Annotated in this window: 19 protein-coding genes and 1 tRNA gene; 7 read left to right on the forward strand and 13 right to left on the reverse strand. The window is 57.2% G+C overall.

Features of this window, described 5'->3' with window-relative positions; translation table 11 throughout:
* The first annotated feature begins 165 nt into the window (after positions 1–165).
* From IEX04_RS06325 to IEX04_RS06335, 3 genes are all read left to right on the forward strand, one after another.
* Positions 166–1,551 (forward strand): glycine--tRNA ligase, encoded by a 1,386-nt coding sequence (locus tag IEX04_RS06325; RefSeq protein ID WP_096256719.1) that lies wholly within the window; start codon positions 166–168, stop codon positions 1,549–1,551.
* A 5-nt stretch (positions 1,552–1,556) separates the two neighbouring features.
* Positions 1,557–2,483 (forward strand): GNAT family N-acetyltransferase, encoded by a 927-nt coding sequence (locus tag IEX04_RS06330; protein WP_096256720.1) that lies wholly within the window; start codon positions 1,557–1,559, stop codon positions 2,481–2,483.
* A 96-nt stretch (positions 2,484–2,579) separates the two neighbouring features.
* Positions 2,580–3,566, forward strand: coding sequence for a DMT family transporter (locus IEX04_RS06335; protein ID WP_229677033.1), 987 nt, complete (start codon positions 2,580–2,582; stop codon positions 3,564–3,566).
* Between the two features lie 249 nt (positions 3,567–3,815).
* Here the strand turns inward: IEX04_RS06335 and IEX04_RS06340 are convergent, their stop codons facing one another.
* From IEX04_RS06340 to IEX04_RS06365, 6 genes are all read right to left on the reverse strand, one after another.
* Positions 3,816–4,805 (reverse strand): ABC transporter substrate-binding protein, encoded by a 990-nt coding sequence (locus IEX04_RS06340; RefSeq protein ID WP_188684492.1) that lies wholly within the window; start codon positions 4,803–4,805, stop codon positions 3,816–3,818.
* Between the two features lie 77 nt (positions 4,806–4,882).
* Complete coding sequence (locus IEX04_RS06345) at positions 4,883–5,707, reverse strand: ABC transporter ATP-binding protein (protein WP_188684879.1); 825 nt, start codon at positions 5,705–5,707, stop codon at positions 4,883–4,885.
* Between the two features lie 59 nt (positions 5,708–5,766).
* The gene (locus IEX04_RS06350; RefSeq protein ID WP_188684494.1) at positions 5,767–6,849 is read right to left on the reverse strand and encodes a FecCD family ABC transporter permease; all 1,083 of its coding nucleotides are present in this window, start codon (positions 6,847–6,849) and stop codon (positions 5,767–5,769) included.
* Entirely contained in the window at positions 6,846–7,991 is a 1,146-nt protein-coding gene (locus IEX04_RS06355) for an iron chelate uptake ABC transporter family permease subunit (RefSeq protein WP_229677034.1), read from the reverse strand. Before IEX04_RS06355 ends, IEX04_RS06350 begins: the two co-directional genes overlap by 4 nt.
* Positions 7,992–8,360: 369 nt before the next feature.
* Entirely contained in the window at positions 8,361–10,025 is a 1,665-nt protein-coding gene (locus IEX04_RS06360; protein WP_188684496.1) for a DUF5671 domain-containing protein, read from the reverse strand.
* Positions 10,026–10,027: 2 nt separating this feature from the next.
* Complete coding sequence (locus IEX04_RS06365) at positions 10,028–10,495, reverse strand: hypothetical protein (protein WP_141392963.1); 468 nt, start codon at positions 10,493–10,495, stop codon at positions 10,028–10,030.
* A gap of 102 nt (positions 10,496–10,597) precedes the next feature.
* On the opposite strand from IEX04_RS06365, the gene dusB reads away from it, so the two are divergent.
* The 4 genes from dusB (at position 10,598) to IEX04_RS06385 (ending at position 15,191) form a co-directional block, all read left to right on the forward strand.
* Positions 10,598–11,794 carry a tRNA dihydrouridine synthase DusB gene (gene dusB / locus IEX04_RS06370; RefSeq protein ID WP_229677035.1) on the forward strand — a complete coding sequence of 399 codons (1,197 nt, stop codon included), beginning with the start codon at positions 10,598–10,600 and terminating at the stop codon, positions 11,792–11,794.
* A 37-nt stretch (positions 11,795–11,831) separates the two neighbouring features.
* Positions 11,832–13,115 carry a deoxyguanosinetriphosphate triphosphohydrolase gene (locus IEX04_RS06375; RefSeq protein WP_096256725.1) on the forward strand — a complete coding sequence of 428 codons (1,284 nt, stop codon included), beginning with the start codon at positions 11,832–11,834 and terminating at the stop codon, positions 13,113–13,115.
* Positions 13,116–13,183: 68 nt separating this feature from the next.
* Positions 13,184–15,064, forward strand: coding sequence for a DNA primase (dnaG, locus tag IEX04_RS06380; protein ID WP_096256726.1), 1,881 nt, complete (start codon positions 13,184–13,186; stop codon positions 15,062–15,064).
* Positions 15,065–15,118: 54 nt separating this feature from the next.
* A tRNA-Asn gene (locus IEX04_RS06385) sits at positions 15,119–15,191 on the forward strand.
* Between the two features lie 282 nt (positions 15,192–15,473).
* On the opposite strand, the gene IEX04_RS06390 is transcribed toward IEX04_RS06385, so the two are convergent.
* From IEX04_RS06390 to IEX04_RS06420, 7 genes are all read right to left on the reverse strand, one after another.
* The gene (locus IEX04_RS06390; RefSeq protein WP_188684498.1) at positions 15,474–15,761 is read right to left on the reverse strand and encodes a hypothetical protein; all 288 of its coding nucleotides are present in this window, start codon (positions 15,759–15,761) and stop codon (positions 15,474–15,476) included.
* Positions 15,762–15,771: 10 nt separating this feature from the next.
* The gene (locus IEX04_RS06395; RefSeq protein ID WP_188684500.1) at positions 15,772–16,017 is read right to left on the reverse strand and encodes a hypothetical protein; all 246 of its coding nucleotides are present in this window, start codon (positions 16,015–16,017) and stop codon (positions 15,772–15,774) included.
* Positions 16,018–16,030: 13 nt separating this feature from the next.
* Positions 16,031–17,023 (reverse strand): peptidoglycan recognition protein family protein, encoded by a 993-nt coding sequence (locus IEX04_RS06400; RefSeq protein WP_188684502.1) that lies wholly within the window; start codon positions 17,021–17,023, stop codon positions 16,031–16,033.
* A gap of 63 nt (positions 17,024–17,086) precedes the next feature.
* A complete protein-coding gene (locus IEX04_RS06405; protein ID WP_188684504.1) occupies positions 17,087–17,458 on the reverse strand; it encodes a hypothetical protein in 372 nt (123 codons plus the stop codon).
* Positions 17,455–17,712, reverse strand: coding sequence for a hypothetical protein (locus IEX04_RS06410; protein ID WP_188684506.1), 258 nt, complete (start codon positions 17,710–17,712; stop codon positions 17,455–17,457). Before IEX04_RS06410 ends, IEX04_RS06405 begins: the two co-directional genes overlap by 4 nt.
* On the reverse strand, positions 17,709–19,118 hold the full coding sequence (locus IEX04_RS06415) for a DUF4082 domain-containing protein (protein ID WP_188684507.1): 1,410 nt from the start codon (positions 19,116–19,118) through the stop codon (positions 17,709–17,711). Before IEX04_RS06415 ends, IEX04_RS06410 begins: the two co-directional genes overlap by 4 nt.
* Positions 19,119–19,137: 19 nt before the next feature.
* Positions 19,138–19,473: a hypothetical protein gene (locus IEX04_RS06420; protein WP_188684509.1), complete on the reverse strand. Its 336-nt coding sequence runs from the start codon at positions 19,471–19,473 to the stop codon at positions 19,138–19,140.
* Positions 19,474–19,479 lie beyond the last annotated feature (6 nt).

The following is a 19,479-nucleotide window of genomic DNA, read 5'->3' on the forward strand; positions in this document are numbered from 1 at the left end:
GCTTTTCAGCCACGCACCGGCTTTTGTGGCGGATCAAACACAGTACAGACGGTGCTGAGTCACCCGAGAAGGGTGCGCCCCACGAGATGGACGCGATAGGCTTAAGCGGTATGTGTTTCCTACGGACCGCAACCAGCGGCCTCGTACTTTCCTTTGGAGTTGAAGATGGCGCCACAGTCCAAGCTTGATCAGGTTATTTCCCTCGCGAAACGTCGCGGATTCGTTTTTCAGGCTGGTGAAATTTACGGTGGTTCCCGTTCCGCATGGGATTACGGGCCACTAGGCACCGAGCTGAAAGAAAACATCAAGCGCGAATGGTGGCAGTCCTTTGTGCGTGGGCGCGAAGATATGGTGGGACTGGACTCGTCCATCATCCTGCCTAAGGCAGTATGGGAAGCCTCCGGCCACGTGAAGACCTTCACCGATCCACTCATTGAGTGCACCCAGTGCCACAAGCGCCACCGCGAGGATCACCTCATCGAGGCATTCGTTGCGAAGAAGGGTCGCGATCCAAAAGACGGCATGAGCGAAATCGCCTGCCCAGATTGCGGAACTAAAGGCCAGTTCACCGAGCCACAGCAGTTCTCCGGCCTAATGAAGACCTTCTTGGGTCCGCTGGATACCGAGGCTGGCATGGCGTACATGCGCCCGGAAACCGCCCAGGGTATCTTTGTGAACTTCGCCAACGTGCTCAACGCCAGCCGCAAGAAGCCACCCTTTGGCATCGGCCAGATTGGCAAGGCCTTCCGTAACGAAATTACCCCAGGTAACTTCATCTTCCGCACCCGCGAGTTTGAACAGATGGAAATCGAGTTCTTCACCGCACCAGAAGAAGCCGATGAATGGTTCAAGCACTGGGTGGATGCTTGCTGGGCTTGGTTCTTGGATCTAGGCCTGAACCCAGAAAACCTGCGCCAGTTTGATGTGCCCGAAGATGATCGTGCGCACTACTCTGCCGGCACCATCGACTTCGAATACCGCTTTGGCTTCCAGGGTTCAGAATGGGGCGAGCTGATGGGCGTCGCCAACCGTACCGATTACGACCTGACCAGCCACAAGGACGCTTCGGGCACCGACCTGTCCTACTTCAACCAGGCATCGGGCGAACGCTACGTACCATTTGTCATTGAGCCTTCCTTCGGTCTGACCCGTTCCATGATGGCTTTCTTGGTGGATGCCTACACCGAGGACGAAGCACCGAACACCAAGGGTGGCGTGGACAAGCGCACCGTGCTGAAGCTGGACCCACGTCTGGCTCCGGTCAAGGCCGCCGTGCTGCCGCTCTCGCGCAACGAATCGTTGTCGCCAAAGGCTAAGGACCTGGCCGCGGAGCTGCGCAAGCGCTGGAATATCGACTTTGATGATGCCGGGGCTATTGGCCGTCGTTACCGCCGTCAGGATGAGATCGGTACTCCGTTCTGCATCACCGTGGACTTCGACACCCTCGAAGACCAGGCCGTGACCATCCGATCACGCGACACCATGGCGCAGGAACGCGTGGCCTTGGACCAGGTCACGACCTACCTATCCGAGCGTCTGAACGGAGCCTAGAGCGCATGAGCGACCTAGAGATTCGTCCCTGGCGTTCGGGCGATGACCTCGAACTGCTGCAGCTCTTTGGTGATCCGCTGTCCCCGCACGCCCATCAGGACCGCACGATGCTGCGCGAGAACAGCGATTCGCCGTTTTCCCGCACGTTGGTGGCGACCAGTGAATCGGTAGCCATCGGCGCCGGCGTCATTTTTGCTTCCTCGTTGCACCCGCAGCGTTTGTGGCTTTATGTTGAGGTGGCTCCGGGGCAGCGTCGACAAGGTGTGGGCACGGCTTTGGTGGCACGTTTACGTGAACTGATTCCTGCGGGGCAGAGCACCGAGCTGAAGTCGCGTTACACGGTTACTGCCGGGGACCCGGCAACCGCGGCACAGGGCTTCTGCGCCGCGCTGGGTTTGGGTGAGATTCAGGTTTCGCGTGACGTGATTGTTGAACCCGGTGCGCTGGCCGAACCGGTGTTTGACACCAATGACCGCGTGATCGAGGACATCGCCACCGGCAGCGTCGAGCTGACCAAACTGGTGATGGACTTCTATAACGCCACTCACCAGTGGGACCCGGCGAAGATGACCTTGGGCTCGGCACAGAAGATGTTGCTGGATGACCGCACCGGTGCCCAGGGGGCTATCGTGTTGCGTGACCGGCCACGTGTTGACGGCGGCAAGATCTTGGCCTTCGCGATCAGCTACATTCCGGCGCGCGAAGAGTCACCAACCGACGTGTTGGTGGGCTTCAACCCGGAATACAGCGATGATCAGGTTGCCGAGTCGATCCGTGACCTGGTAGCCATGCTGGTGTACCAATACCCGGTCAAGCTCGAAGTCGACTCCTCGATGTTTGTGCTCTCTTCCTTGGTGGATGCACTGGCAAGCGTGGAGCAGGCGACGGTCATCTCGACGACGCATATTCTGGCGAGCGACCACAGTAGCTGAACCAACCAAAAACGGGACCAATTCATTGTGTGAACTGGTCCCGTTTTTGTTCTCCCTGCACAAAATTTGTGTAGCAAATTTGAGGAAGACTGAGTAGTGAATCAAACGGCAAGCCCGGCCTTGCGCCCAGGGACAAAGCTGGCATATCTGATCATCGCGGTGGCTACCGGGTTGCTGATGCCGATTCAAAGCCGCGTTAATGGTGCGTTGGGGGTGCAGCTTGACGACCCCTTTGCCGCAGCGCTTGTCAGTTTTGTGGTGGGGCTTGTGGCATTAACGCTCATTCACTTGGTGTTTCCCGGGCCTCGCCGGGCCGCCCAATCCATCCCGAGGGTCATTGCGCAGCGCCGGTTTCCTTGGTGGTATTTGGGCGCTGGAGCCGTCGGTGCCTTTGTGGTGGTCAGTCAGTCCACTGCGGTGCCCATAGTTGGTGTGGCGCTGTTTACGGTGAGTCTGGTGACCGGTCAAACCATGGGGTCAATGGTTGTGGATCGGTTTGGATTTGGGCCGGCGGGCCCGCGGAAAATTAGTGCCTTGCGGCTGATCGGTGCGCTATTGACCCTGGTGGGGGTGCTGTGGGCGGTCAGTCCCCGAATCATCACCGATGTGGAACTTGGCTCGCTGCTGTTTCCGATGATTTTTACTCTTATCGTCGGAGTGCTCATGGGCTATCAATCGGCGTCCAATGGGGTGCAAGCCCAAGCCTATGGAAATCCGTTGACCGCAACCCTGATGAACTTTGTGGTCGGCACGCTGATGTTGGGGCTGATCTTGCTGGTCCGGTTGCCTCTGGTCTCGACCGACGGGGCCTTCCCCACTGGGTGGTGGTACTACATCGGAGGGCTTCTTGGCTGCGTGTTTATTGGAGTCTCGGCCTTTATGGTCCGGCATTTGGGAGTGCTTTTTACCGGCCTGTGCATGATTTGCGGTCAGCTGCTCGGGTCGCTGCTGCTTGATGTGGTGGTGCCTACCGCAGGTTCGCAGATAGGTTTTGCCACCGTTGCCGGTACCGTGCTCACCCTGCTGGCGGTTGGCCTGGCTTCGGTCAGCGGCGGCGGAAGTGCCAAGACACGCCGCCGCTAGGCTGACTTTTGGCTTCTCGGTTCGAATGAAGTTGGCCGGGTTTTCCGTTGCGGGGCTATCAGTTTTTTACTTCATCGATGATGTAGCGTGCCGGCTTGTGCGTTTGGGGCAGCCAGTCATCGAGGCGCAAAACCGGACAGGTGGCAGGGGATATGCCAGCAACGAGTGGCGATTCCGGAACGGTTCAGCGCTGACCCGCTCGGGAACCGCCACTGCCTTGATCTCAGCAAAAGCTGGGCCCCCTAGCCGTTAGGAGTTCAGAGCCTTGGCGTCTTGGAGGACATCGATCAGCTGATCGAACCATTGCACGTAACTTCCATAGGTATATGGGCGTTTGTCATCCCACTCCACAACTTGTTGAGCCTTTACGGCTGGAAGTGAGGAGAACACCGGATGATCTTTAACCTGTTCCGCCGTCCCGGAATAGCTCAGCACCACGTCTGCGGGAAAATCGCCGACCTTTTCCCAACTGAGTGAGGCCCATGCGCTCGTGTCAGTTGGGCCGGTGATCTCGAATCCGAGGTCTTCCAGCAGGGCCAGCTGGCCGATGGTTTTCTGTCCAACATACAGGTCGTCGTAACCATTCAATGCAATGATTTTCAGCCCGGGCTTTTGCTCCGCAATCTCTTTTAGGGTGCTCAGCCGATCGGTGAACTCCTTTTTATCTTGCACGGCTGACGCAGATTTGGTGTCTCCGCCAAGGGCTTTTGCGAGCTCTGCGTAGTCTTCAATGACCGCTTTGACGGGGCGTCCACCGGATTTGATGGGCAGGTATGGAGCAGTGGAGGTGGCTTCGGACTGTACTTTTTCATCCCACCACGTCCAGCCCGTGCCCTCCGCGTTGCCGTAGCCGATGATCACGTCGGGGTCCAAAGACAGCAGCTTCTCCAGATTAAATTCTGCGTCTTTGCCAATGATGGTCATCTGGCTGACGTCCGCATTGCCTACCGATAGTCCGCCATCTTCGGTCAGACCGTATCCGAAGACGCCCGTTGGACGGACCCCGTAATCCCACAAGGCGGCAGCAGAGTAGGAATCGACGACGATCGAATCCGGTGCCTGCTCCAGGGTGGTTGTCTTTTGATAGGACGAGTCGGTAAATGACCAAGCGTCCTGCGAAGCCTTTGACGACGGGTCGTCCTGCGTGGAGCTCATGCTTTGCGCCCCGCAGCTGGTTAGCCCGATGACGGCGGCAAGGCCAAGAGTTGCGAGTAGCTTGACTCGGGTGGAACCATTCATGTTCGGTATTTCCTTCATGTGATGCGATGCGGTTTTTTGGGACCGCCTGATGTGTGGCTTGTTTTCTAGATGTGTGCTTAATCCCAGCTGCCGGATTCGCCCAAGGGGATCACCAGGGGAGTCCGTGAAACGGGATCCTCGATGATCTGGCTGTGAAGCCCGAAGACTTCGTGAATGAGTTCTTCGGTAACAATCTCTCGAGGTGCCCCCGCTGCCACGACGTTGCCGTCTTTCATGGCGATCAGATGACTGGCATAGCGGCAGGCGTGGTTCAAATCGTGCAGTACCGCAACGACGGTGTGCCCATTGCCGCGGTTGAGCTGTCGGCATAGCTCCATGATCTCTATTTGATGAGCGATATCCAGGTATGTGGTCGGTTCATCCAGAAGCAGCAGGGGAGTCTGCTGCGCGAGCACCATCGCAACCCAGACTCGTTGACGTTGCCCGCCGGAAAGTTCATCGACCAGTCGGTGGGACAGGGGGCCGGTTTTGGTGGCCTGCAGGGCCTCCAATACCGCCTGCTCATCGGCCGCTGACCACTGCGAGAGCAATTTCTGATGCGGGTACCGGCCGCGCGCAACGAGATCTGCGACGGTGATTCCTTCCGGGGCAATTGAGGATTGGGGTAGCAATCCCAATCGTTTGGCTACTTCTTTGGCCGGCAACCTGTGGATGGGTTTTCCATCCAGGATCACCTGTCCCGCCACTGGTTTAAGCAGACGCGAAAGCGCGCGTAAAAGCGTTGATTTCCCACAGGCATTTGGCCCAATAATGACGGTAAAAGAACCATCGGGAATGTTCACGTCGAGTCCTTGGGAGACAATTCGCTGTTCGTAGCCCAGAGTCAGATCGTGCCCATTCAACCGGGAAGTACTTAAATCCTCATGATTCTCCGCATCAATGTTGTGCTGGTGGCTCTTTACCTTCGGCAGATCGGCTTGTATCAATTCACTCGTCTTTCTCAATTTCGTTTCGCTTCCCGGAGCAATAGCCAGATCAAATAAGCCCCACCAACGCTGACCGTGACGACCCCAACCGGCAGCGACGTATCAGGGACAATGCGTTGGGCGATCACATCGCTGAGGAGCAGAAATACTGCACCCAGAATGGCCGAAGAACCCAGCTGGACACCCGCGCTGCGAGTTATCCGACGGGCAACTTGGGGCGCCGCGAGGGCAATAAAAGAGATGGGCCCGGCCGCAGCTGTCGCCAGTGCGGTGAGTCCTACACCGACAACCATTAGCAGTAGACGGGATCGTTCAACCCGGATACCCAGGGCGTTGGCAGCATCGTCTCCCAACTCCAGCATGTGCATTCTCGGGGCAATCATGGCGGCCGCAATAAAAAATACGATGGCTGCGAGCAACGCAGGCTTTGCCTGTTCCCACCCGATGGCATTAAGCGAGCCCGCACCCCAAACGGCGGCAGACATCGCTTCTTCCAGCTCCGAACGAATAATCAGCCAAGAATTAAATGATGCAAGGAGCGCGCTAAACGCAATGCCGACGATGATTAATCTAAAACCTTGTGACCCGCGGCGGTAGGCCAGCAGGTAAACCAGAGCCGCAGTGATCAGGCCACCGGCTAAGGCTCCGGCAGCGATCTGGAAGTACCCTCCGCCGGCAAGAAAAATAACGGCCAGAGCGCCGGTATATGCTCCGGTGTTAAAACCGATGATGTCCGGGCTGCCCAAAGGATTTCGAGTCAGCGATTGGAAAATGGCTCCGCTAGCACCCAAGGCCGCGCCGAGGGCTAGGGCCATGACAACCCGTGGCAGGCGCCACGAGAGCACCACTCGTTCGCTTGCTGCGGTGCCATTGCCGAAGATCGTGTTCAGCAGCTCGGCGGCCGTGAAACTAATTTCCCCCATAGCCAAGGACCACAGCGCTAGCACCATGCCGACCGCGGCAATTACGACGCCGGCAACCACGGAACGACGCTGCATTCGGATGGAAAAGCGGCCCTTAGGCGATGCAAGAATAATTTGGCTGGGACCGAAATTTACCCGTTGCGCCTGATATTTGATGCTCGGCTCGATGCTCATAGCCCACTAACTTTCTTACGCCGGACCAGCAAAATTAGTATCGGGGCGCCGACAAACGCGGTCACGATGCCTACCTGCAATTCGCCCGGTGGAACCGCTATGCGGCCAATGACATCCGCGAGCAACAGTAAAACCGGACCCAACGCCAGGCTGTAGCTCAGTATCCAACGCTGATCTGCACCGACGATCCAGCGAGCAATGTGCGGAATCATCAATCCAACAAAGCCTATGGGGCCAGCCGCGGCCGTTGCCGCGCCGCACAGCAAGGTGACGGCAACGATGACCGTTATTCGGGTCCGTTGCACGTTGCTCCCCAACGCCTGGGCCAGATCATCGCCCAGGGAAATCGCGTTTAACGACCGGGTGCAGAAAAACGCCAGGCAGATGCCGAGAAGAATAAATGGCAGTACCACCAGAACCATCTCCATGCTCCGGTTATTTAATGTCCCAGCGCCCCAATATCTCATTCGGTCGAAAGCCTCTGGGTTGAGCAAGGTAATACCGCTTGAGACACCGCCTAGTACAGCTCCCAGCGCGACTCCCGCGAGCGTGAGCTTAATCGGGGTAGCTCCGGCACGGCCACGCGAACTGATGAGATACACCAGCACCGTTGAGATGATTGCCCCGCCAAATGAGAACCAGATGTAATCGGTGATATTCACGAGTCCGAAAACGGCAACGGCGATCACCACTGCGAATGCGGCACCAGCGTTGACTCCAAGGATCCCCGGATCGGCAAGGGGATTGCGTGTCAGTGCCTGAATTAAAGCTCCTGCTACGGCCAGCGCCAATCCGGTCAGGAGCCCAACCAGGGTACGGGGGACTCTCAAATCGTTAACTATGACCATATTTTCTGGTGTGCCGATGCCACGAACACTGTTTAAGACATCCACGGGGGCAATCCACTTGGCTCCGACTGCGAGCGACAGAACTACGCAGAAGCTGAGGGCCAGCATAGCCAGGACAAATCCAAGCATTCGTTTTGCATTGCTGGTGGCTAGACCGGCATGTTCTGGTTCGAAGTCGGTTTCGGGGGCACTTGGAGGCTCTTGTCGTGACGGATCATCAATGGCGCTCAGAGCAGTCGGGTCCTCGTCCCGGCCGGCCATAGAGCCACTGGAGATCTGCAGTTGAGCGCGCATCGTGCCCCTTTGGTAAGGTTATGCTCACCTATTTAGTGGCACAAAAGCACACGATATCATCTCTTTATTATTTTGTATGTCACGATTACGGCCGTCAGACCTAGTCCTACGCATTTAATGAGCTGGATTCTACGGAACGTGTATGAAGTCTCGGCCATCGGCAAATGGGCGCCTGCCCAAGAAATGAGCTCCACACTTCCTGATTTATAGCAGCTTGCTCAAGGAGAGCAACCCAAGAACAGTCCGAAAAACGCCAACTCTTTGCTCGCTGATGGGAGGTGAATAGCCAGCTGGAGAAAACGAAACCCGCCATCGCAGCCTTATGGCAGCGATGACGGGTGGTCGTTAGGAGAAAACCTTGGCGAAATTTTATTCAGCTAGAACCGGCGGCGAGGCAAGAGAGATGAACTCAATGTCGCCAGAGGGGCTAATCACCGCCATCAAACCGGACGGTTCGGTAGTGAACGATGTGGAGATCTCGGAAATCAGCGCCAGTAATTTCTCTTTTTCAGGTGGCTGGCCGACCCTGGGTATCCAGTGAAGCTGCGCGGAATGCAATTTTAGAAGTTCATCCATCAGCGGCTCACAGCCATATGGCGCCACAATCATCAAGGTCTTTAATGGCGTAGATGCCGCGGACGGTGTGGGAATCTGCGGAGTTTCGGTAGACATGCGTGCGCGGTCCGAGCGCCACAAAGCGAAGTGATACACGGCCACGGCCACGGTGGCGATCAGCCAACCGAAGGGTGCGCGAACTAAGTCCAGTAAGCTTCCCGAGCCGGTGGTGACCAGCAAGAATTCAAATACCCGGTAGGCGATGACCAGCAAGGAAATTAACGCCACCACGGCGCTGCAACCGAAGAACAACACCAGATATACCCGCCGGCTGGCGGGGTCTGACGCTCGCTGAGGGCGGAAGAAATAGACCCACGCGATAGCGCCGACAATCAGCAGGCCGAGGCCATAGCGCAGGACGTTGTTTGAAGTTTCCGATGCATAGCTGGTCGCCAGGCCGGCGAGCAGGGCGTTGATCACCATGCCAAGACCGCTGGCACCGAGCGCCAGCGCCCCACCGCTGATGAGCTGGCGTGAAGCCTCGGCGACTCGTGTGGGCCGCGAGGCACCCTTGGCCTGATGATAGGTCCAAACCATCAGGCCAACCAGAACCGCAGCGAGCAGGAGCGGGGCTCGGGTCGACAAGTTTTCGGAGAAGAGACCGGCTGTACCCGGTAGTGGGAGTACCAGCCCGAGCAGCAGACACGCGCTCAAGAGGGTCAGAACCCCCGGGATCGCGAGGAAGAGCAAAACAAAGAGGAAGTCGGTGAATTCGTCCACTGCCTGATGAACCCGCTGAACGATCCATAACCACCACCACAACAACCCGGCGCCTGCAGTCCACGCGGTGGCACTGAAGAGGCTTGGCAGTGCCGAGGCCGGGCCGATCAGCGTTGGTTGCGGTGAGATGATTTCGTCCAAAGCTAGCTCCACCAGCACCACCGCTGACAGGGCGAACAGCACCAGAGCGAAGGCGCTGCCCAAAGCCCCGGGCAGGGAAGGCAGCTGAGTCGGCGCAAATTTGGGGCTTTTCAGGATCCGGTATTGCCAGATGAAAATCAACGCCCAGCCAAGGGTGGCACCGAGTAGTGGTTGCCAGTCGGCGGCGCGTGTCGGACTGATCAGTTCGGAACAAAGACGCAGGAAGGACACCGCTGACATGGCCAGGGAGATGACGTAGACCGACGCGGCCTGTAGCGTCCAGATCGCCGAATCGGCCGGTTGCAACGTAGCAATTTTTTCCTTCAGATCTCGCCATAAGAGCCAGGCCAACGGCCCGGCAATGAGAGTGAAGGACAGGCCGATCGCGATTTCGGAGGAGCCGGGATAGGTGGGGACAAACCCCCGAAGAGCCATGGTGATCAGGGTGGACAGGCCCGAACCGAGCACCATCAGCAATACGAATAACAACCCATGCAAGATGAGCTGACGCAGGCTGGTGACTACCTGATTTGAGCGGGGGGCGGATAACGTGCTCATGCTCAGTACCCGGACATTTCTTCGTCGGTGCACAGGGTGACCTGCCACGGGGCGGAGGTAATCCGCCATTCATTTCCACTCTTGGACAGTTCAAAGGTTTCTGGATAATTTCCCATGCCGAGCAGGGAACCAAAGGCGCTGGAGCTTTCCACAAAGTGCACGGTGACCACGGCACCGTTTCCGTTGACCGACGTATTGACCAGGTCAAGGTTCAGGTCTTGACTGTCCACCGAGTAGGGGTCGCACAGCCCGGTGGCGGCAGAATTTTTCACATACCCCTTCGCTTCGGCGAAATCTCCATCCGCGATGGCCATCACATAACGCTGGATGGTCCCCTCGGGGGTATTCGGTGGAAGTAGCGGAGCAGTGGGGCGCAGTGCCACCGAGATCAGCGCGGCTATAACCAACGCCACACATAGCGCCGCTAAGCCTGCTAAGACCCAGCGCACTCGTGAAAAATTACTTGTCATACCCTCATTTTGCCGTTTCCAAGGTGAATAACCTAGCAATGAAATGTTCCGAATTGATAAAGATCTCACCCGCGATTTGCTCATATTTGAGATACTTGTTTAGTGACGATTCTTTCTCCCACCCAAACTAGTACGTCGACCGACGTTCCGACCCTCGAACTGCCTCCATTGCAACTGGGCAAGCACACCATTGAAACACCGGTGATCTTGGCTCCGATGGCAGGCATTACCAACCGGGCGTTCCGTCGACTGTGCCGCGAATACGGTGGTGGCGTGTATGTCACCGAAATGGTGACCGCACGCGCTTTGGTAGAACGTAATACCGAATCGATGCGCATCATCTCCCATGACGCGGATGAAGACTTCCGTTCCATCCAGATTTACGGGGTGGATCCGAACACCGTGCGCGCCGCGGTGCGCATGGTGATCGACGAGAACCGAGCGGACCACATTGACCTGAACTTCGGTTGCCCGGTTCCCAAGGTGACCCGCAAGGGCGGGGGAGCGGCGCTACCGTGGAAAACGGATCTGTTCACCTCCATCATTGAAGCTGCCACCTCGGAGGCCGCCAAGGGCGAGGTGCCGTTGACCATCAAAATGCGCAAAGGCATCGACGACGATCACCTGACGTATATCGAGTCAGCCAAGATCGCTCGTGACCACGGCGCCGCCGCAGTAACCCTGCACGGGCGCACCTCGCGTCAGTACTATGCGGGCAAGGCCGATTGGGAAGCCATCGCCACCCTGCGTGAAGCAATACCCGATATGCCAATCTTGGGCAATGGCGACATTTTCAGTGCCGAAGACGCGATCGAGATGGTCGAACAGACCGGTGTAGACGGAGTGGTTATTGGCCGTGGTTGCCAGGGTCGTCCGTGGCTGTTTGGTGACCTACAGGCAGCCTTCGAAGGCCGCGCCGATCGGTTCCGTCCCGGTGTACGTGAGGTCGCCGATACCGTGTACCGTCACGGGGAACTGCTGGCCGAATTCTTTGAAGATGAAGGCAAAGGGATGCGCGATATTCGCAAGCACATCGCCTGGTACTTCAAGGGCTACCCGGTCGGTGGCGACATTCGCTCACAGCTGGCGCAGGTGCCTTCCTTGGAACGACTGCGTGAACTGCTGAATGAACTCGATCTCGATCTGGGTTACCCGGGTACGGCCGCAGAAGGAACTCGCGGCCGCGCCGGAACGCCGAAGAAAACTCACCTACCCGACGGATGGTTGTCCACTCGGGAGATGAGTGACGAGCACCGAGTGATGATTAAGGCCGCTGAGTTAGACATCTCCGGTGGATAAGTCAGCGAGTGACCCAAAAGGTCACTAGACTCGTAATATGACCCAGATCAACGGATATACCGAAGCTGATCAGGAACGTTGGGTACCCGAGCCGGCTAAGAAGTCGTATCGCACCGCGTTCGCACGTGATCGCGCTCGGGTTTTGCACTCTTCGGCGCTACGCCGGCTGGGCGCCAAGACCCAGGTGGTCTCTCCGACGCTCAACGATTTTGTGCGCACCAGGCTGACTCATTCCTTGGAAGTAGCGCAAGTGGGACGCGAACTCGGCGCGGCATTGGGCTGTGATCCAGACATCGTTGATACCGCCTGTCTTGCCCATGACCTGGGGCACCCACCCTTCGGACATAACGGTGAAAAAGCATTAAATAAACTGGCCAAAGACATTGGCGGTTTTGAAGGCAACGCGCAGACCCTGCGCTTGCTGACCCGCTTGGAAACTAAAACTTTTCGGCACAACGGACACTCGGCAGGATTAAACCTGTCACGGGCTGCCTTGGACGCGTCGTGTAAATACCCTTGGTTACGCGAAGAGGCACCGCTGCGCAATGGAAAGCAGACCAAGAAGTTTGGTGTGTACACCGATGACCAGCCGGTTTTTGATTGGTTGCGTAGTGGACCGGATTCGGTCCCTGGACGAGTGTGCATGGAAGGCCAAGTGATGGACTTGGCCGATGATATTTCTTATTCGGTCCATGACGTGGAAGACGCTATTGTCGGCGGACGCTTTCAGCTGCGTTGGTTGTTGGAATCTTCGGTACGTGACCGTGCGTTGCAGGTGACCAAGGATTGGTACCTGCCCACCACGGATGAGTCGGATATCGATGCGGCCCTGACGCGGCTAGAAGCATCAGCAGAATGGGTTTCCCATGCAGATGGTTCGCGCCGAGCACGGGCCGCGCTCAAAGACATGACCAGCCAATTTATTGGACGGTTCTGTCAGGCAGCAATGGATGCCACGCGCAGCGAGTTTGGGCAGGGAAACCTCACCCGGTACAACGCACAGCTGATCGTCCCGGAGGAGACCGAACACGAGATTGCGGTGATGAAGGGTATTGCCGCAAACTTCGTGATGACTAAAGAAGAGCTTCAGCCGATGTATTTGAATCAACGGCAAATACTGACTGATCTAGTGGATCTATTGTCGGATAATGAAGATAAATACCTCGAACCGATCTTCGCTGCGGACTACAAGGATGCCGCGAATGAACAAGGACGACTGCGCGTGGTCATCGACCAGGTGGCCTCACTGACCGACGCTTCGGCGCTGGAATGGCATGCGTCGCTGGTCAAAGGCGAAAGTTACGAACCAAAGCTTTTCTAGGCTGAGCTTCATGCACAGCCCGTGACGCGCTCGGCCTATGCCGAGCGCAACTTCTTAGAATGGGAATCATGGCAGGGCTGATTAAACGAGAAGACATCGACGAGGTGCGTAACCGCATCGACCTCCGCGAGGTCGTCGAATCCTACGTCACGCTCAAATCTGCGGGCGTGGGCTCCTATAAAGGACTGTGCCCGTTCCACGACGAACGCAGTCCGTCCTTCCACATTCGTCCCCAGCTGGGAACCTTTCACTGCTTTGGCTGTGGTGAATCGGGCGACGTGTTCGCGTTCATTCAAAAGATGGATCACTCATCTTTCTCCGAAACCGTCGAGTCACTGGCCGCTCGTATCAACTACGAACTGCACTACGAAGATGGTGGCACCGGGCCACGCCGCGAAGACTATGGCAAGCGTCAGCGCCTGGTCGATGCACACAAGGTAGCTGAGGAATTCTTCCAGGCCCAGCTGGCCTCCGAAGAAGCTCAGACCGCCCGTGACTTCCTCAGTGGGCGTGGTTTTGAACCACAGGCTGCTGCGGACTTCTCCGTCGGATATGCACCCAAGGGTTGGGACGCGTTGCTCAAGCACCTGCGTGCTCAAGGCTTCGTTGACGAAGAATTGAAACTAACTGGCATGTTCGCGGAAGGAAACCGCGGAATTTATGACCGTTTCCGTGGGCGTTTAGTGTGGCCCATCCGCGACCTGTCCGGAGCCACCATCGGTTTTGGTGCACGTAAACTCTACGACGATGATCAGGGACCTAAATACCTGAACACCCCTGAAACACAGTTGTATAAGAAGTCTCAAGTTCTTTATGGCCTGGATCTGGCAAAAAAGCAGATTTCCAAGACCAGACAGATCGTGGTGGTTGAAGGGTACACGGACGTGATGGCTTGCCATCTTGCGGGCATCACAACGGCGGTCGCTACCTGTGGCACGGCCTTTGGTACCGACCACATCAAAATAGCCAGAAGACTCCTGCAAGATGATGGCACCGGTGGTGAAGTCATCTTCACCTTTGATGGTGACGCCGCCGGACAGAAAGCCGCATTGCGTGCCTTCGACGAAGACCAGCGTTTTATCGCGCAGACCTATGTGTGCGTGGAGCCAAATGGCGCAGACCCCTGCGATCTACGATTGCATCGCGGTGATGAGGCCGTCCGCGAACTCATAGAACTAAAACGCCCGCTCTTTGAATTTGCGATCCGTGCCGAGCTGAAGAAGTTCAATTTGAATACCGTCGAGGGACGAGTGCAGGCCTTGCGGCAGACCGCACCCATCGTTGCACAAATTCGTGATTCGTCGATTCGCCCGGCCTACGCGAGGGAACTTGCCGGCTGGTTGGGAATGAACAACGAAGACGTCAACCGTTCGGTGGCGGCCTCCATCAAGCGAGCCAGGCTGCCAAAAAATACTCCGCCAGATACCCGGGGTAACCAGAGCGAAGGACAGGGGCAACAAGCATCGGCTAACGCTTTTGAGCGCCCCGATAGTCGCGACCCGGTCATGCGATTAGAACGACAGGCACTGGAAGTAGTGATTCAGCAGCCGCACCGGCTCAACGAAGAACAGTGGCAGGCCTTCTACGAGGCTCGTTTCATGGCTCCAGTGCATGCAGCAGTGCATGACGGCATCGTGGCCGCCAGCGCCGCCGGAGCTTCTGCTTCGTCATGGGTTGAAGTCATTCGTGATGAGGTTCCGGAGCAGCTGCGTTCCTACGTCTCCGAGGTCGCGGTGACGAGTATTCCGGCATCGGATGAACATAACCTTGCACGCTATTGCTCCGACATCATCAATGGTCTGATTGAGCTTCAAATCACACACCGCAAGGCGGAGCTTATTGGGCGGTTGCAACGTGCCGAAATGGAACCTGAGGGTGAGGAATACGCCCAGATCAACAGGGAACTAATGGAACTTGAAATGCGCCGGCGAATACTCCGGGGCACCTAAGTATCTGGTTTTGGTTTTTAGTTGAGCTTCGGGTAAAGTTATATCTCGTTGCATTCCTCCATAGCTCAATTGGCAGAGCATTCGACTGTTAATCGAAGGGTTACTGGTTCAAGTCCAGTTGGAGGAGCCGAAAAGAAGCCCCTCACCTGCACTAATGCAGGTGAGGGGCTTTCTTATTTTCCGGTAAAACGCCTGTTTTAGACGCTTATTAGTCGTAAATTCCATGCACATTAGGGTAATCGGTGTGTAAATTCGTGCACCATAGGCACAGAAAAGAGCCCCCGAACTCATAATGAGTTCGGGGGTCTTTCACGTGGTGCCACTCTGCTGGTGGCCTAGGACTCAGCAGAGCGGGCGTTGCGGCAGTCCAGTCGCTACCGCGCGACTCCCCGGAGCTACCGGAGAAGCTTTATGCGCCTAGGGTGCCCTCTGGCTCGTAACCGCCAGTATCGTAGGACGGTGCCTGTGCAGAGCCGAGAACAACACGGACAAGCCACACAGGGAGCTTAGGCTCCAGCCACCGCCACAGCGTGTACCAAAGCCCAGCGAGGATTGCAGCGATCACTGGCACGGCCAGGTCACCATACGCTAGCAACTGCTCACGCAGAGGCTCCAGCACAGGCACTGCGGAGAGCAGAGAGCCTACGACAATGCCCCACACATAGGGGATGAACGTTCGTAGTATTGAGATGAGCATTGTTGTCTCCTTAGACGATTGGTGGCCAGTTCCAATGACCGGGTTTAGGTTCAGGGCTGGAAGGGACTGCGAGGTTGAAGAAAAATCCGGTCGGATTTAGGACTGCCAGCGACAAATACTGCGTCACGACACCATCTGCGTCCTCTATGGCACCTTCGACGCTGGTCACAATTGCCGCGCGCGGTTCCGGCAGATATTCACCGCCTGGGGTGCCGTAGGACTGATAGTGCACTGTGCGTCCAACTGTCGGTTGCATGGTGGACTCCTCGTTATGGGTGGGTTGGGATTTCGAGCATCTTGCAGAACACTGGACCCGGCTTAGCGTCGATGACGCCCTTGTATGCGCCGCCGTGGTTGCGTTCCATGATGTCTTCGACGCGGGCACGGGTTACCTTGCGGTAGTCTCCGTCTACGGCGATCTTGGAGCCCTTCCAGTTGTTCATGGCGGTCTGGAGCTGCTTCACCCACTTGTAGTGAGCAACGCAGACCGGACCCCACATGCCGTCTGCAACGAGGTTGCCCCAGAGCTGGTTGCGCTGGTAGTACTCGATAGCCTCTTCGGTTACCGGGCCGGCTACACCGTCGATCTTGCCGCGGTAGATACCGCATGTGGCCAGCGCACGCTGAACATTCTTTACCTGTGCCTTGGACAAGTGCTTGTTCTTGGTGCCCTGTACCGGCTTCGGATTCTTCACCGGACGCTTCTCAGGGTTAGCTACCGGCGCGTAGGTGCCCCCGGCAGCGTTGGCTGCGATAGTCGGAATCTGAGGGATGCGGTCATAGCCTGGGCAGATCTTGCCACGCGACGATGACCAGAGCTCACCGCCATTCACACGCCACGGGTTGACGCCGAGGCGGTGGTAGCCAATGCCCTTAGACGATGGGAGGGAGTTCTGCATGAGGCTGGTGCGTACACCGAACTTCTCGTGTGCGAACGAGCAGATACGAGCCAGCGACTTCACCTGCGGGCCAGTCCATGAGCCTGTGCCCATACCCTGGGTCTCTACGGTGATGGACCGGCTGTTACCTGCACCGTTAGCCCAGCTGATGTACTCGGCGCCCATGTACTGCTCAATGGTGCCGTCACGACGGACGTAGAAGTGGCTGGATGCGCCGGCTGATGGGTTATTGAACCAACCTTTGAGGCTGGATGCTTCGGTCACTGCAATGTGCAGGATGACGCAGTCAGTGCGGGCACGACGGCGCTTAGTGTAGTTCCGGCTGATGGGCTTCCAAACCACACCTGGCATTTTGACAGTCACGGGGTGACTCCAATCTTTCGAGTAAAGCAAAAGCCCCACACCGGATGGTGTGAGGCTGTGGGGTTAGGGCACATAACCGTCAGGGGGTTCAGGTGACGCGCCAGGTGGTGGGGGTGGGTTGCCGAGCATGATGTGTGCCATGAGTTCGGCTTCACGAGCCCTCAGCATGTTTATGTAGCCACGGGACGCTGACTTGTCCGCATAGAATCCGGTGATCCTAATATTTAGCTGGTTGATGTCTTTGGAATGCCGTGTTTCCGCGGCTTCCAATTTCCTGTCCAGCCGGTCGCGTTCCTCCTGGATCTGGTCGATCAGATCAGATTGTGCATCTGCCCGGTTTTTCTTCGCGGTGAATAAGTGCCCTACGAGCCCGCCAGCGAAAGCAAGCACGGCACCTATGAGTGCGGCTAATGGTACGAACCATTCGGGGCTCATCGGATGTACACCCGCCCAGCTAGAAGAACTGGGGTTTCGGGGTTGTCCTCAACTTTGGTATAGATCCAGTACTCTCCCGGTTCAAGATTTTCGATCATGACACCGTGCTTGCCGTCTACTTCGACGTTTGCCGCCCATTCGCCGGGGCGTTGCCCATACGACACGAGGGACACTTGGAAGTCTGTACGAGGTTGCCCGTCTACTGTGACGAGTATCTGTTGAAATTCGATGGACTCTTTGAGATACGTGCTCATAGGTTTGCGCTCCATCTGCGGGACGGAAGTGCCGCATTGCGTGGTTTCGTAATAAGTTGGGCCTCCCATTGGGGGGATGTGAGGGTAGCGGTTACGGTAATGTCACGCCGTGAGTCTGGTAGGTCGATGGTGAGTGTTCCTATCCCGCCAAATGAGGTTTGCGTATTGGTTGCAATGCGCTTGGTAGTGGTAAGCGTGCCGATACCGTCATGGTGGGTTGTGATCGTGACTGCCGTTATGGCGCTGGTGGATAGGGTTCCAGCACCGTCAAGACGGGTTGTTACGGTGCGACTGTTATCAGCGGTAGCTGTTAGTTGTCCGTCGCCTGCGAGATCCACGTCCACTGTCGGGTGAGGATGGACTATGGGTTGCAGCACCCCGGCGCCAGTCAATTCTCCGAGAGTGGACACTGCTGGGGATGCTCCGGCGATTAGCTCGCCGGCGCCTGTCAGCTGGACGTCGGTCTTGCCGATGCTGTGGATGTCTGCCGTTAGCGTGCCAGCGCCCGTGAATGGAATGTCCACGGTCGCTGCGGGGGTGACGCTTGTGGAGAGTTCGCCGGCCCCATTCAAGTTGGCCTGTTCAACCCATGATGGGTGCATGATGCCCAGGAGGTCGCCAGTGCCGGAAAGATCCACGCTGACAACGCGCGCGCTCTCTGCGCCAGCTTGCAGGTTCCCGGCCCCGGACATTCCCGCGGTGACTGCAATATGCGGTGTGAGCGAGGATGACGCTATGCCAGCCCCGGACAACGCCACAGCGGTGGATAGTACCGGGACCACAGCCCCGCTGAGTTGCCCAGCGCCACTGAGGCTCAGCGCCTTGTTGAACGCCACTGTTATTACCCTGGCAAGTTGCCCAGCCCCGGATAGGTTGGCACTAGCCGTGTAGTCTTCCCCGCCACCGGTAGCATCTGAGACAGTGACATCTGACCAGAAATTACCGCCACCGCCATGCGAAGTGGGATTAGTTAGAGAGGCCCCATACGAGTAGCTACCTTGAGCCCCACCTGTAACCGAAAAGGTTGAGAGTAGGGTGATTGGACCTCGTGGGGTGTCATCAATGTTATCGAAGTAGCTAGATGTAAATGGGTAGTCACCTGCCGGGTGCAAACAGCCCACACGGTAATACCCTGGGACGAGATCGACCGTCGAGCCAATCGTTAGCTCGCACCACGTCCCAGGTACCCCTATAGGCATCACATATGGGCCAGCGACGAGCGCGCCGGAAGACATCGAGAACACGCCCATGGTTCGTGCATTCAGGTTGCCGCCTGTTGGGTGAAAGTACCTGACACCGGAAAGCTCACATGCAGTGTCTACGCGGAACTCGCACCCAACCGTAACCGACGAATCGGCATTGGCACCGGACGTTGGGGTTTCTGTAAATAGCTCATATTCAGCCATGCCGACAGCCCCCTAACTACTATTCCTGCGTGTAGGTGTAATTCACCGTCAGTGTTCCCTGCGATGCGAACGCCTGCGCGGTGACATCCTCACCGTCCAAGTACGTTCCTGCGGTGAGCGCGGAGTGGACGCCGGTTCCCACGACGGTTACCCCGGAAGGTATATCGAACGTTGCCGAGGCGGTGATGACTCCGTTCGCCGGCGCGCTCCAGGTGAGTGGCTTACGCGCGTACACGCCAGTCGGTTCAGTGCCTGCGGTCGCTCCCGGTGCGGTGGTGTACACAGCACCATGCGTTGCAGCAGCACCGTAAGCGGTTGCGAGGGTGTTCTTTTGTGCGGTGGTTTGGATTGGCACGATAGC

Origin of the sequence: Glutamicibacter ardleyensis, assembly GCF_014644555.1 — a bacterium.
Lineage (GTDB): Bacteria > Actinomycetota > Actinomycetes > Actinomycetales > Micrococcaceae > Glutamicibacter > Glutamicibacter bergerei.

What these genes read in the sequence shown, in the direction of transcription:
- IEX04_RS06325 (WP_096256719.1), top strand. Translation starts at nt 166, where the DNA reads ATGGCGCCACAGTCCAAGCTTGATCAGGTTATTTCCCTCGCGAAACGT.
- IEX04_RS06330 (WP_096256720.1), top strand. Translation starts at nt 1,557, where the DNA reads ATGAGCGACCTAGAGATTCGTCCCTGGCGTTCGGGCGATGACCTCGAA.
- IEX04_RS06340 (WP_188684492.1), bottom strand. Translation starts at nt 4,805, where the DNA reads ATGAATGGTTCCACCCGAGTCAAGCTACTCGCAACTCTTGGCCTTGCC.
- IEX04_RS06350 (WP_188684494.1), bottom strand. Translation starts at nt 6,849, where the DNA reads ATGAGCATCGAGCCGAGCATCAAATATCAGGCGCAACGGGTAAATTTC.
- IEX04_RS06355 (WP_229677034.1), bottom strand. Translation starts at nt 7,991, where the DNA reads ATGCGCGCTCAACTGCAGATCTCCAGTGGCTCTATGGCCGGCCGGGAC.
- IEX04_RS06360 (WP_188684496.1), bottom strand. Translation starts at nt 10,025, where the DNA reads ATGAGCACGTTATCCGCCCCCCGCTCAAATCAGGTAGTCACCAGCCTG.
- IEX04_RS06365 (WP_141392963.1), bottom strand. Translation starts at nt 10,495, where the DNA reads ATGACAAGTAATTTTTCACGAGTGCGCTGGGTCTTAGCAGGCTTAGCG.
- IEX04_RS06375 (WP_096256725.1), top strand. Translation starts at nt 11,832, where the DNA reads ATGACCCAGATCAACGGATATACCGAAGCTGATCAGGAACGTTGGGTA.
- dnaG (WP_096256726.1), top strand. Translation starts at nt 13,184, where the DNA reads ATGGCAGGGCTGATTAAACGAGAAGACATCGACGAGGTGCGTAACCGC.
- IEX04_RS06390 (WP_188684498.1), bottom strand. Translation starts at nt 15,761, where the DNA reads ATGCTCATCTCAATACTACGAACGTTCATCCCCTATGTGTGGGGCATT.
- IEX04_RS06395 (WP_188684500.1), bottom strand. Translation starts at nt 16,017, where the DNA reads ATGCAACCGACAGTTGGACGCACAGTGCACTATCAGTCCTACGGCACC.
- IEX04_RS06405 (WP_188684504.1), bottom strand. Translation starts at nt 17,458, where the DNA reads ATGAGCCCCGAATGGTTCGTACCATTAGCCGCACTCATAGGTGCCGTG.
- IEX04_RS06410 (WP_188684506.1), bottom strand. Translation starts at nt 17,712, where the DNA reads ATGAGCACGTATCTCAAAGAGTCCATCGAATTTCAACAGATACTCGTC.
- IEX04_RS06415 (WP_188684507.1), bottom strand. Translation starts at nt 19,118, where the DNA reads ATGGCTGAATATGAGCTATTTACAGAAACCCCAACGTCCGGTGCCAAT.